At 69.0% G+C, this 12,873-nt stretch carries 11 protein-coding genes; 7 read left to right on the top strand and 4 right to left on the bottom strand.

Annotated elements, in window-relative coordinates; translation table 11 throughout:
- Window positions 1-42 precede the first annotated feature (42 nt).
- Entirely contained in the window at window positions 43-1,134 is a 1,092-nt protein-coding gene (gene apbC / locus AC2D80_RS02225) for an iron-sulfur cluster carrier protein ApbC (RefSeq protein WP_484631347.1), read from the bottom strand.
- 351 nt (window positions 1,135-1,485) lie between these two features.
- On the opposite strand from apbC, the gene metG reads away from it, so the two are divergent.
- A complete protein-coding gene (gene metG / locus AC2D80_RS02220) occupies window positions 1,486-3,540 on the top strand; it encodes a methionine--tRNA ligase (protein WP_484631346.1) in 2,055 nt (684 codons plus the stop codon).
- Window positions 3,541-3,601: 61 nt separating this feature from the next.
- Here the strand turns inward: metG and bamE are convergent, their stop codons facing one another.
- Window positions 3,602-4,093, bottom strand: a complete 492-nt coding sequence (bamE, locus tag AC2D80_RS02215; RefSeq protein ID WP_484631345.1) for an outer membrane protein assembly factor BamE domain-containing protein — start codon at window positions 4,091-4,093, stop codon at window positions 3,602-3,604.
- Between the two features lie 91 nt (window positions 4,094-4,184).
- Here bamE and AC2D80_RS02210 point away from each other — a divergent pair, with 91 nt between their 5' ends.
- Genes AC2D80_RS02210 through nadB form a run of 4 tightly spaced genes read left to right on the top strand, consistent with a single transcriptional unit; the run spans window position 4,185 to window position 8,570 of the window.
- Window positions 4,185-5,852, top strand: coding sequence for a SulP family inorganic anion transporter (locus AC2D80_RS02210; RefSeq protein ID WP_484631344.1), 1,668 nt, complete (start codon window positions 4,185-4,187; stop codon window positions 5,850-5,852).
- Window positions 5,853-5,887: 35 nt separating this feature from the next.
- Window positions 5,888-6,100, top strand: coding sequence for a DUF3460 family protein (locus AC2D80_RS02205; protein WP_484631343.1), 213 nt, complete (start codon window positions 5,888-5,890; stop codon window positions 6,098-6,100).
- Window positions 6,097-6,957: a segregation and condensation protein A gene (locus AC2D80_RS02200; protein WP_484631342.1), complete on the top strand. Its 861-nt coding sequence runs from the start codon at window positions 6,097-6,099 to the stop codon at window positions 6,955-6,957. The genes AC2D80_RS02205 and AC2D80_RS02200 overlap by 4 nt, the downstream gene beginning before the upstream one ends.
- A complete protein-coding gene (gene nadB / locus AC2D80_RS02195; RefSeq protein WP_484631341.1) occupies window positions 6,957-8,570 on the top strand; it encodes an L-aspartate oxidase in 1,614 nt (537 codons plus the stop codon). Before AC2D80_RS02200 ends, nadB begins: the two co-directional genes overlap by 1 nt.
- Before the next feature lie 415 nt (window positions 8,571-8,985).
- Here the strand turns inward: nadB and nadA are convergent, their stop codons facing one another.
- Together nadA and nadC are read right to left on the bottom strand one after the other, a co-directional pair.
- Window positions 8,986-10,089: a quinolinate synthase NadA gene (gene nadA / locus AC2D80_RS02190; RefSeq protein ID WP_484631340.1), complete on the bottom strand. Its 1,104-nt coding sequence runs from the start codon at window positions 10,087-10,089 to the stop codon at window positions 8,986-8,988.
- 3 nt (window positions 10,090-10,092) lie between these two features.
- The gene (nadC, locus tag AC2D80_RS02185) at window positions 10,093-10,950 is read right to left on the bottom strand and encodes a carboxylating nicotinate-nucleotide diphosphorylase (RefSeq protein WP_484631339.1); all 858 of its coding nucleotides are present in this window, start codon (window positions 10,948-10,950) and stop codon (window positions 10,093-10,095) included.
- A gap of 75 nt (window positions 10,951-11,025) precedes the next feature.
- On the opposite strand from nadC, the gene panB reads away from it, so the two are divergent.
- Both panB and panC read left to right on the top strand, forming a co-directional pair.
- Entirely contained in the window at window positions 11,026-11,910 is an 885-nt protein-coding gene (gene panB / locus AC2D80_RS02180; protein ID WP_484631338.1) for a 3-methyl-2-oxobutanoate hydroxymethyltransferase, read from the top strand.
- Window positions 11,911-12,007: 97 nt separating this feature from the next.
- The gene (gene panC / locus AC2D80_RS02175) at window positions 12,008-12,859 is read left to right on the top strand and encodes a pantoate--beta-alanine ligase (protein WP_484631337.1); all 852 of its coding nucleotides are present in this window, start codon (window positions 12,008-12,010) and stop codon (window positions 12,857-12,859) included.
- Window positions 12,860-12,873: the final 14 nt, after the last annotated feature.

Here is a 12,873-nt window from a genome sequence, read left to right as displayed (position 1 = left end):
GCCGGCCCGAGGGCCGGCTTTTTCGTGGCGCGGCGTTGCCGCTCAGGTGTCCTTGGAAATCTTGATGCTGGGGAACTTGGACGAGAAGTCCTTCGCCTTGGCGGCGATCTTGATCGCCACCTGCCGGGCCACGCCCTTGTACAGCCCGGCGATCTCGCCCTCGGGATCGGCCACCACGGTGGGCATGCCGCTGTCGGCCTGCACGCGGATGCTCATGTTCAGCGGCAGCGCGCCCAGGTAATCCATGCCGTACTCGGCGGCCATGTTCTTGCCGCCATCGGCGCCAAAGATGTGCTCCACGTGGCCGCACTTCTCGCACACGTGCACCGCCATGTTCTCCACGATGCCCAGAATCGGCACGCCGACCTTCTCGAACATCTTGATGCCCTTGCGGGCGTCCAGCAGGGCGATGTCCTGCGGGGTGGTGACGATCACCGCGCCGGTCAGCGGCACGCGCTGCGACAGCGTGAGCTGGATGTCGCCGGTGCCCGGAGGCATGTCGACGATCAGGTAGTCGAGGTCTTTCCAGTTGGTCTGGCGCAGCAGCTGTTCCAGCGCCTGGGTGGCCATCGGACCGCGCCAGATCATGGCCTCGTCGCGGTCGATGAGGAAGCCGATGGAGATGACCTGAATGCCGTAGTTCTCCAGCGGCTCCATCGTCTTGCCATCGGCGCTCTCCGGCCGGCCCTCCACGCCCAGCATCATCGGTTGGCTGGGACCGTAAATGTCGGCGTCGAGGATGCCGACCTTCGCGCCCTCGGCCGCCAGGGCGAGGGCGAGGTTGACCGCGGTCGTGCTCTTGCCCACGCCGCCCTTGCCCGAGGCCACGGCCACGATGTTCTTCACGTTGGGCATGAGCTGCACACCGCGCTGCACCGCGTGGGCGAGGATTTTCGTGACCAGGTTCACGGACACGTTGTCCACGCCGGCCACCGACTTCGCCGCCGCGATCAGCGCACGGCGCAGCGCCGGCAGCTGGCTCTTGGCGGGATAACCCAATTCCACGTCAAACGACACGTCGCCGTCCTGCACCTGCAGGTTTTTCAGCGCCTTGGTGGAGACGAAATCGCGCCCGGTGTTCGGGTCTTGCACAGCTTGCAGCGCCTTGAGCAGCGCCTGTTGATCAACGGACATGGGAAGAAGGCTCCAGGGACGTGGGAATGACCTCCCGATACCCGGGAGGGTGCTCTGCGGCGGCCGCAAGTCTACCCGCCGGGCCCGGGGGACGGGATTCACACAGGGGACGTACGGGCTTGTCCTTGGGCCTGAGGCGGTCGGCAGTGATCTCGCGGCGAAAGCGAAGGAGGGCCTGGGCGAGCGGGGTGTCCGATGCAGCGAAGTGAAGGAGGAGGATCGGGCGCCAGCCCGATCCGGGGGACATGAGCGGAATCGGACACCCCGATCGCCCAGGCCCGGAGCGGCCGGAGAGCGCCGAGAGCAACGCCGAGTCCCTAAAATCACGGGTTCTCCCGAAGAAAGCCCGCCATGAGCCCGCGCCGCCTGTTCGTCACCACCGCCCTGCCCTACGCCAACGGCCACTTTCACATCGGCCACATCATGGAATACATCCAGGCCGACATCTGGGTGCGATTCCAGCGCATGCAGGGGCACGAGGTGCACTTCGTCTGCGCCGACGACGCCCACGGCGCGCCGATCATGATCGCGGCCGACAAGGCCGGCAAGACGCCGCAGCAGTTCGTGGCCGACATCGCCGCCGGCCGCAAGCCCTACCTCGACGGCTTCCACATCGCCTTCGACCACTGGCACAGCACCGACGCGCCCGAGAACCACGAACTCGCCCAACAGATCTACAAGGACCTCAAGGCCCATGGCCTGATCGAAACCCGCACCATCGAACAGTTCTTCGACCCCGAGAAGAACATGTTCCTGCCCGACCGCTTCATCAAGGGCGAGTGCCCGAACTGCCACGCCAAGGACCAGTACGGCGACAACTGCGAGGTCTGCGGCAAGGTCTACAGCCCCACCGATCTCATCAACCCCTACTCGGCGCTGTCGGGCGCCAAGCCGGTGCTCAAACAGTCGGATCACTTCTTCTTCAAGCTGTCCGACCCGCGCTGCCTCGATTTCCTCAAGCAATGGACCACCAGCGGCGCTGTGCAGCCCGAAGTCCTCAACAAGATCAGCGAATGGATCGCCCCCGACGAGCATGGCCAGACCAAGCTCGGCGACTGGGACATCTCGCGCGATGCGCCCTACTTCGGCATTGAAATCCCCGACGCACCGGGCAAGTACTTCTACGTGTGGCTCGACGCCCCGGTGGGTTACCTGGCGTCCCTCAAACACTGGCTGGGCCGCCAGGGCGTGGACTTCGACGCCTTCATGGCCGACCCGCGCACCGAGCAGTTCCACTTCATCGGCAAGGACATCATCACCTTCCACACCCTGTTCTGGCCGGCCATGCTGCATTTCAGCGGCCGCAAGACGCCGAACGCGGTGTTCGTGCACGGCTTCCTCACCGTGAACAACGGCGAGAAGATGAGCAAGAGCCGCGGCACGGGCCTCGACCCGCTGAAATACCTCAAGCTGGGCATGAACCCCGAGTGGCTGCGCTACTACCTCGCCGCCAAGCTCTCCGCCCGCAACGAGGACGTGGACTTCAACCGCGAGGACTTCATGCTGCGGGTCAACAGCGACCTGATCGGCAAGTTCGTGAACATCGCCAGCCGCGCCGCGGGTTTCATCGCCAAGCGCTTCGGCGGCCGCCTGGGCACGGTGTCCGCCGACGGCGCCGCCCTGCTGCAGGCCCTGCAAGCCCGCGCGGCAGCCATCGCCGGGCTGTACGACACCCGCGAGTACGGCAAGGCGCTGCGCGAGGTCATGGCGCTGGCCGATCAGGTCAATGCCTATGTGGACCAGAACAAACCGTGGGAACTCGCCAAACAGGAAGGCCAGGACACGCGCCTGCACGACGTGTGCAGTGCCTGCATCGAGGCCTTCCGCCTGCTGGCGCTCTACCTCAAGCCCGTGTTGCCCGCGCTCGCCGCGCAGGTCGAAGCCTTCCTGCAGATCCAGCCGCTGCAATGGGCCGACGCCGGCCGGCTGCTGGGCGCGGGCCACACCATCAACACCTACCAGCACCTGATGCAACGCGTCGACCCCCAACAGCTCGACGCCCTGTTCGAGCCGCCGCCGGCCCCGGTGGAAGCCGCGCCGCTGCCGGGTGGCGAGGCGATCGCCGACACCATCGGCATCGACGACTTCGCGAAGATCGATCTGCGCATCGCGCGCATCGTCGAGTGCGAGCGCGTGGAAGGCTCCACCAAACTGCTGCGGCTCACGCTCGATGTGGGCGAGGGCAAGACCCGTAACGTGTTCAGTGGCATCGCCAGCGCCTATCAGCCCGAGCAGCTCAAAGGCAAGCTCACCGTGCTGGTGGCCAACCTCGCGCCGCGCAAGATGAAATTCGGCGTGAGCGAAGGCATGGTGCTGGCCGCGAGCCACGCCGACGACAAGACCGCGCCGGGCATCTATGTGCTGGAGCCGGGCGCGGGCGCCCAGCCGGGCATGCGGGTGCGCTGAGCGCCGCGCGGGACGAACCGGCCGCGCTCAGGGGCGCTTGTGGGGGCGCTTGTGGGGGCGTTCAGCGGCGCTCGAGGTCCGGGTCACGCCCGGTCATCGTGCGCACGACCCGCAGATCGCTGTTGAACACCGCCGTGAACAGCAGCATCTCCGTCGAATTCGCCGGCTGGAAGCGCCAGTCGTAATGCGTCTCGCCCTTCAGGGCGTAGGTCGTGGTCGCGCGGGGCTTGCCGAGCAGGCGGCGCACCTGCTCCATCGACATGCCGGGCTGCACCCGCGCGAAGTTCTCCTCGGTGAGCACCTGGCTGATCTTCAGCAGCCGACCGTCTGGCCCGATGGTGATCATGTAATTCACCACACCCTCGGGCTGGCGGTTGTATTCATACACCTGCGCGCCGTCCTCGCCGTCCCACACCGCCTCCGGCTGGCCGAACTTCTCCCGCACGTCGGCCTCGGTGGACACGCCCGGCTCGAGCTCGGCGATGTTCTGCAGGTCGCAGGCCACCAGGCCCAGTGACAGGGCGATCGCGGCGAACACGAGGGGCAGGCGCATGGACACACTCCGGGAAAGGCGGAACCCGCAGTGTAGGCGCGGGCCCGTGAACGTCAGGTTCGCATCACGTTGCCAGCGGTAACATGCGCCGATGCCCTGGGGATTGCCGCCGCTCGCCCCGTTTCGCCCGCGCCTGTGGGACGACGCGCGCGCGATCACGCGGGAGACCGTGCTGCGCGACATCGGCGCGGGCCTCACCGTCGGGGTGGTGGCCCTGCCGCTGGCCATGGCGTTCGCGATCGCCAGCGGCCTGCCACCGCAAGCGGGCCTCTGGACAGCCATCATCGGTGGCTTCCTGATCGCCGCGCTCGGCGGGACCTCGGTGCAGATCGGCGGACCGGCCGGCGCCTTCATCGTGATCGTCTACGGCATCGTTGAACGCTACGGCGTGGCCAACCTGCTGATCGCCACCGCCAGCGCGGGCGTGCTGCTGTTCCTGCTGGGGCTGCTGCGCCTGGGCACGCTGGTGCGCTTCGTGCCGGTGAGTGTGGTGATTGGGTTCACCAACGGCATCGCCGTGCTGGTCGCGGTGTCGCAGCTGCGCGACCTGCTGGGTGTCAGCGTGCCCAGCATGCCGGCCCACGCCTTCGGCCAGATCCGGACCGTGGCGCAGCACCTCGACACGATCAACCCCCATGCCCTGGCTCTGGGCGCGCTGTGCGTGGCGGGCCTGTTCCTGTGGCCGCGGCTGTGGGCGGCGGACTCGGCCTTCCGGCGTCAGCTCGCCGGCCTGGAACGGGCCAGCGCGCTGCGCGCCACCTCGCGCCTGCCGGGCCCGGTGGTGGCGCTGGTCAGCCTGTCGCTGCTGGCCTGGGCGCTGGACTGGCCGGTAGAGACCATCGGCAGCCGCTTTGGCGGCATTCCGGCGGGGCTGCCCGCGTTCGAGCTGCCGGCCTTCTCGTGGGACACGGTGCGGCTGCTGGTCACGCCCACGCTGACGATCGCCCTGCTGGGGGCGATCGAAAGCCTGCTGTGCGCGCGGGTGGCCGACCAGCTCGGTCGCGGTCGGCCGCACGACCCGAACCAGGAGCTGATGGCGCAGGGCGTGGCCAACTTGGTGCTGCCGTTTTTCGGCGGTATGCCCGCCACCGGCACGATCGCCCGCACCGTGACCAACATCCGGGCCGGCGCCCGCACGCCCGTGGCCGGCATGGTGCACGCCCTCACGCTCGCCGCGATCGTGCTGCTGGCCGCGCCCCTGGCCTTCCACATCCCGCTGGCCGTGCTCGCCGGTGTGCTGCTCTTCGTGGCCTGGAACATGGGCGAGTGGCACGAGTTCGTGCGCATGCGCCGTTTCAGTCTCCACTACCGGCTGATGCTGGTGTCGACCTTCGCGCTGACGGTGGTGTTCGATCTCACGGTGGCGGTCGAGCTTGGGCTGGTGCTGGCCGTGGTGCTGTTCGTGCGCCGCCAGGCCGAGATTTTCCGCGCCGACGTGACCCGCCCGGACAGCGCCTCGATGGGCGTCACGCTCTATGGATCGCTCTTTTTCGGGGCGGTGACCAAACTCGACCCGGTGATCGAGGCAGCCCGCCAGCCCGACGGACCGACGGTGATCACGCTCGATGGCGACCGCCTGCTGGCGCTGGACACCTCGGGCCTGGATGCGATCGAGCAACTGTCCCAGGCGCTGGCAGCGCGCGGAGGTCGGCTGCGACTGGTGCGGCTGCAGCCGCAGCCTCGCTCGCTGGTCGAGCGCGCGGGTCTGGCCGACCTGATCGCGCCGGATTCCTCGCCGCCGGACAGCCCCGGTCCGTAAAATGGCGGGTTTTCCCACCCACCGAGCCGCGCGCCATGCCGTTCTTCCGCCGCCCCGACTACCAGTCCGACGCCACGCAGTTCATCGAGCAGCTCAAGAGCAACAAGCCTGGGCTGGAAGCCGCCCAGCGCCAGGGCCGCTCGCTGCTGTGGGACAAGGACATCGACCGCGACTTCCAGGCCGAGGCGCAGGCCGCCCGTGTGGCACAGAAGCCCTACGTCTACCAGACCGAACCGGCCCTGAAGTGAGCCAGGAGCCGGCGCCGTCGCTCGACGCCGCCCCGCCGGGGCTGGACGAGGTGCTGCCGCAGGTGGTCGACGGCGTGGCACTGGCGCGTCTGTACGGCGAGCCGCTCTTCAAGCTGCCCCAGGACCTGTACATCCCGCCGGACGCGCTGCAGGTCTTCCTCGAAGCGTTCGAGGGCCCGCTGGACCTGCTGCTCTACCTGATCCGCAAACAGAACTTCAACATCCTCGACATCCCGATGGCCGCTGTGACGCGGCAGTACCTGGAGTACGTCGAGGAAATCCGCGCCCAGAACCTCGAACTCGCGGCCGAGTACCTGCTCATGGCGGCGATGCTCATCGAGATCAAGTCGCGCATGCTGCTGCCGCCCAAGAAGACCGCTGAAGGCGAAGAGGCCGAGGACCCGCGCGCCGAGCTGGTGCGCCGCCTGCTCGAGTACGAGCAGATGAAGCTGGCCGCGCAGCGCCTGGCGGAAGTGCCGCAATACGGGCGCGACTTCATCCGCGCGCAGGTGTATGTCGAGCAGGCGCTGGTGCCGCGATTTCCCGACGTCAATGCGGTGGATCTGCAGAGCGCGTGGCGCGACATCCTGCGCCGGGCGAAACTCGTGCAACACCACCGCATCAGCCGCGAAGAACTGTCCGTGCGCGAGCACATGAGTCTGGTGCTGCGGCGCCTGCAGGGCCGCCAGTTCGTCGAGTTCGGCGAGCTGTTCGACCTCACGCGCGGCGCCCCGGTGCTGGTGGTCACCTTCATCGCCATGCTTGAGCTGGCCAAGGAAACCCTGATCGAACTGACGCAGGCCGAGGCCTTCGCCCCCATTTACGTCCGGCTGGCCTACACACCCAGCCCGGCCTGATGTCCACCATGACCGCCACCGCGCACCGCTTCGACGTTCTCATCATCGGCAGCGGGCTCGCCGGGCTCACCGCCGCCCTGCACCTCGCCCCGACCCACCGTGTCGCGCTGGTCACCAAGCGCGCCTTGCTCGACGGCTCCAGCAACTGGGCGCAGGGCGGTATCGCCGCCGTGCTCGCCGAAGGCGACAGCTACGCGTCGCACGTGGACGACACGCTGGTGGCCGGCGCCGGGCTGAGCGACCGCGAAGCGACCGAGTTCACCGTGCAGAACGCTCCGGCTGCGATCGCCTGGCTGCGTGACCTGGGTGTGCCGTTCACCACCGAGGCCGGCGAGCTGCACCTCACGCGCGAAGGCGGGCACAGCCACCGCCGCATCGTGCACGCCGCCGACGCGACCGGCGCGGCCGTGCAGGCGACGCTGATCGAGCGCGCCAAAGCCACGCCGGGCATCACGGTCTTCGAGCACCACATGCTGGTGGACCTGATCACCGACCGCCAGACCGGCGGCGAAGCCGCGGCGCGGCGGTGCCTCGGTGCCTATGTGCTCGACACGGTGCGCGACGAGGTGGTCACCTTCGCCGCGAAGCACACGGTGCTGGCCACCGGCGGCGCCGGCAAGGTGTATCTCTACACCACCAACCCCGACACCGCCACCGGCGACGGCATCGCCGCGGCCTGGCGGGCGGGCTGCCAGGTGGCCAACATGGAATTCATCCAGTTCCACCCCACCTGCCTGTATCACCCGCACGCCAAGAGCTTCCTGATCACCGAGGCGGTACGCGGCGAGGGCGGTGTGCTCAAGCTGCCACCCCACCTCGGCGGTCACCGGTTCATGCCCGACCATGACCCGCGCGCCGAACTTGCGCCGCGCGACGTGGTGGCGCGCGCCATCGACTTCGAGATGAAGAAGCATGGCCTGGACTGCGTGCACCTCGACATCTCCCACCAGAGCCCGGCGTTCCTGCGCGAGCATTTCCCCAACATCCTGGCGCGCTGCGCCGAGCTGGGCATCGACATCACGCGCGAACCGATCCCGGTCGTGCCCGCGGCGCACTACACCTGTGGTGGCGTGGTCACCGACCTCAACGGCCGCACCGAACTGACCGGGCTGTACGCCGTGGGAGAAACCACCTGCACCGGCCTGCATGGCGCCAACCGCCTGGCCAGCAACTCGCTGGTGGAATGCATGGTGTTCGCCCAGGCTGCGGTCAGTGCGATCCGCGAAGCCCCGCTGCCCGCGCCGCCCGCGCTGCCCGCCTGGGACGACAGCCGCGTGACCGACGCCGACGAGATGGTGGTGATCTCGCACAACTGGGACGAGCTGCGCCGCTTCATGTGGGACTACGTCGGCATCGTGCGCACCAACAAGCGACTCGAGCGTGCCGCCCACCGGATCACGCTGCTGCAGCGTGAAATCCAGGAGTTCTACGCCCAGTTCCACGTCACCCGCGACCTGCTGGAACTGCGCAACCTCGTGCAGGTGGCCGACCTCATCGTCATGTCCGCCCTGCTGCGCCACGAAAGCCGCGGCCTGCACTACAGCCTCGACTACCCTGGCCAGCTCGCCGAGGCCAAGCCGACGATTCTGGGCAACACCCCCCTGCGCCGCTGACGCGGCTTCCCCCCTCCGTGGCGCGCCTGCGGCGCTTCGAGGGGGGACGGCATCTCGGGCCGGCGAAGCCGGACCCTTGCTGCCCCCAGGGAAGCAACCCTTGGTTGGCCTGTGGCGTCGTGGCACGCTGACCCCCTCGCGGCTTGCGCCCCGAGGTCGGGGGGCACGGCGCCCAGGCACCCGTGGATCCGGCTTCGCCGGTCCCTTGCTGCCCCTAAGGAAGCAACCCTTGGTTGGCCTGTGGCGTCGTGGCATGCTGACCCCCTCGCGGCTTGCGCCCCGAGGTCGGGGGGCACGGCGCCCAGGCACCCGTGGATCCGGCTTCGCCGGTCCACTGGGTGCGTCCCCCCTCGAAGCGCCGCAGGCGCGCCACGGAGGGGGGAAGCCGCGTCAGCGGCGCAGGGGGGTGTCCGAATCACACCGCGCCGAGGTGGGGCACCAGCGCGCCCGCGTCGTGACCGGCCTTGTGGGCGGCGGTGAAGGCCAGCATGCGATCGATGGGCTGGCGCGCGCGCGGGATGAGCGCGGGATCGACGTGGATGGCGTTGGCGCCGGTCTCCAGCACCCGGGCCACACCAGCCAAGCCGTTCATCGCCATCCAGGGGCAGTGCGCGCAGCTCTTGCAGGTGGCGCTGTTGCCGGCGGTGGGCGCCTCGATGAACACCTTGCCGGGGTTCTGCTGCCGCAGCATGTGCAGCATGCCCTTGTCGGTGGCGACGATGTAAGCCGGCGCGTCGAGCTCACGCGCGGCTTTCAGGATGGCCGAGGTGGACCCCACCGCGTCGGCCAGGGCCACCACCTCGGCCGGGCTTTCGGGATGCACCAGGACCTTCGCCTCGGGGTGTTCCCGCTTGAGCAGTTCCAGTTCCACCGCCTTGAACTCGTCATGCACGATGCATGAGCCGTTCCACATCAGCATGTCGGCGCCGGTTTCGCGCTGGATGTAGCTGCCCAGGTGCTTGTCGGGCGCCCACAGGATCTTGTGGCCCTTCTCCTTGAGCGCGCGCACGATGTCCAGCGCGCAACTGCTGGTGACCAGCCAGTCGCTGCGGGCCTTCACGGCGGCGCTGGTGTTGGCGTAGACGACCACGGTGCGGTCCGGGTGCTGGTCGCAGAACGCGCTGAAGGCGTTGATCGGGCAGCCCAGGTCGAGCGAGCAGTTCGCGTCGAGATCGGGCATCAGCACCGTCTTCTCGGGGCTGAGAATCTTGGCGGTTTCACCCATGAAGCGCACGCCGGAAACCACCAGGGTGGTCGCCGGGTGGTCCCGGCCGAAACGCGCCATCTCCAGCGAGTCGCTCACGATGCCGCCGGTCTCCAGAGCCAGGTCCTGCAGGTCGGGGTGGACGTAATAGTGGGACACCATGACCGCGTTGCGCTCTTTCAGCAGGCGCTTGATGGTCGCCTTGAGCTCGGCGCGCTGTTGGGGTCCGGGCTCCACGGGCACGCGCGCCCAGGCGTGCTGCGTCGGGCAGGCGGGCTGTTCGTATTCGACGTCGATGAGGGATTCGGAGCTCATGGTTCAGGCCATCCGCATGGAGAAATCGATCGCCTTGACGTCTTTCGTCAGGGCGCCGATGGAAATGCGGTCGACGCCGGTTTCGGCCAGCGCCCGCACGGTGGACAAGTTGACGCCGCCGGAAATCTCCAGCACCGCGCGGCCGGCGTTGCGGCGCACCGCCTCGCGCAACGTGGGCAGGTCCATGTTGTCCAGCAGCACCATCGTGGCCCCGCAGGCCAGTGCTTCGTCGAGCTGGGCCAGCGTCTCGACCTCGATTTCGACGAAGCGCGCGGCCGGCGCGGTCTCCCGCACCCGCCGCAACACGGCCGCCACGCCGCCGGCGGCCGCGATGTGGTTCTCCTTGATCAGCACCGCGTCGAACAGGCCGATGCGGTGGTTCACGCCCCCCCCGGTGGTCACCGCGTACTTCTGGGCCATGCGCAAGCCGGGCAAGGTCTTGCGGGTGTCGACGATGGCCGCGCGCGTGCCGGCCACGGCCTCGACATAGCGCGCCGTCTGCGTGGCCACCGCGGAGAGCAATTGCAGGAAGTTGAGCGCGGTCCGTTCGGCGCTGAGCAGGGCCTGGGCGCGGCCCTCGATGGTCAGCACGGTCTGGTCGGGCGCACAGCGCTGGCCCTCGGCCACCGCCCAGGTCAGGCGCGCGGCCGGGTCGAGCGCGCGCACCGCGGCCTCGACCCAGGGCGTGCCGCAGATCACGGCGTTTTCACGGGCCATCACGCGGGCCTGCGCGGGGCGCGCGGGATCGATCAGGGCGGCGGTCAGGTCGCCGCCGCCAACGTCTTCGGCCAGGGCGCGCGCGACATCCGCCGCGGCCAGGGCGCGCAGGTCGTCGGCGGTGTAATCAGCAAGGTGTTTCATGGGTGAAATGGCCATACGGGATGGACTATAGTCCCGCATTCTCTGCCACCCCCCGCCCCCGGGCGGGCCACTGACATGAGCAACCCCACCGCCGCCACCACCGCCACGCCCTACGGCACGCTGCCCACCGCCTCGCCGCTGCCACCGCGCAAGCCGGTCAGCCTGCCGCGCCTGGCGGAACTCCGCGCGCGGGGCGAGAAGATCTCGATGATCACCGCCTACGACGCGACGTTTGCCGCGGTGGCCGACGCGGCGGGCGTGGAATGCATCCTCGTGGGCGACTCGCTGGGCATGGTCTGCCAGGGCCTGGCCAGCACCGCCGGGGTCACGCTCGACGACATGGCGTATCACGTGGAGAGCGTCGCGCGCGGGCTGCGCCGCGTCCAGGGCACGGCGTGGCTGCTGGGCGACCTGCCCTTTGGCAGCTACCACGAGGGTCGGGAACAGGCGATGCGCAGCGCCGCGCGCCTGGTGCACGCCGGCGCTCACATGGTCAAGATCGAGGGCGGCGGCTGGACGGCCGACACCGTGCGCTTCCTGGTGGAGCGCGGCATCCCGGTCTGCGCCCACCTCGGCCTCACGCCGCAGACCGTCCACGCCCTGGGCGGCTACCGTGTGCAAGGCCGCGACGAAGCCGCCGCGCTCACGCTCAAGCGCCACGCCCTCGAACTGCAGGACGCCGGTGCCACGATGATGGTGCTGGAAATGGTGCCTGCCGCGCTGGCCGCCGAGCTCACGCCGCAACTGCCCCAGTGCCACACCATCGGCATCGGCGCCGGCAAAGGCACCGCCGGGCAGGTCCTGGTCATGCACGACATGCTCGGTGTGAACCTGGGCAAGAACCCCAAGTTCGTCCGCAACTTCATGGAGGGTGCGGGCTCCGTGCGCGAAGCCATCGCGGCCTACGTGCGCGCCGTCAAGGACGGCAGCTTCCCCGACGACAGCCTGCACGCCTGGTGACCCGGGCCCGTCCCGCGATGCCCGCGTTCGGCGGCCCGCTCTCAGTCGCGCAGCGCCTCCCGGCACTTCCCGCCGCCCCCACGCCACTTTTGTTCGCATGAAGCTTGTCCACACCATCGCCGACCTGCGAGACGCGCTGCGTCCGTACGACGCCCCGGCCCTCGTGCCCACCATGGGCAACCTGCATGCCGGTCACCTCGGTCTGGTGAAACTGGCCAAACCGCGGGGCGACGTCACGGTGGCCAGCATCTTTGTGAACCGCCTGCAGTTCGCGCCGCACGAAGACTTCGACACCTACCCGCGCACGCTTCAGGCCGATTGCGATCAGCTCGCCGCCGCCGGCTGCGATGTGGTGTTCGCGCCCAGCGAGCGGGAGATGTACCCGCAGCCCCAGGGTTACAAAGTGCAGCCGCCGGCTGAGCTGGCCGACATCCTGGAGGGCCACTTCCGGCCCGGCTTTTTCACCGGCGTGTGCACGGTGGTGATGAAACTGTTCCAGATCGTTTTTGCACAAGCCAAAGGGCCCCGCACGGCCGTGTTTGGCCAGAAGGACTACCAGCAACTCATGGTCATCCGGCGCATGGTGGAGCAGTTCGCGCTGCCCATCGAGATCGTGTCCGGCGCCACCGAACGCGCGCCCGACGGGCTCGCCCTGAGCTCGCGCAACGGCTACCTGAACGAAAAGGAACGGGCGGAAGCGGTGCAGCTGTCGCTGGCCTTGCGCGCGCTGGGGCGCGATGCGCTGGCCGCAGCCGACGGGCTGGCGCGGCAGTTGCCCGGCCTGGAGGCGCGGGCGCTGGCCGGTCTGGCCGCCCGCGGCTGGAAGCCCGACTACCTGACGGTGCGCCGCCGCCACGACCTGCAGCCGCCGCAGGCCGGCGAGCCCTTGGTGGTGCTGGGAGCCGCCCGCCTGGGCACGACGCGTCTCATCGACAACCTCGAAATCTGAGGCTCGCGGCGCTG

It is taken from the genome of Hydrogenophaga sp. T66 (assembly GCF_057219855.1).
Note: the sequence above shows the minus strand (reverse complement) of the source record. Positions and strands in the feature narration are given on the sequence as shown.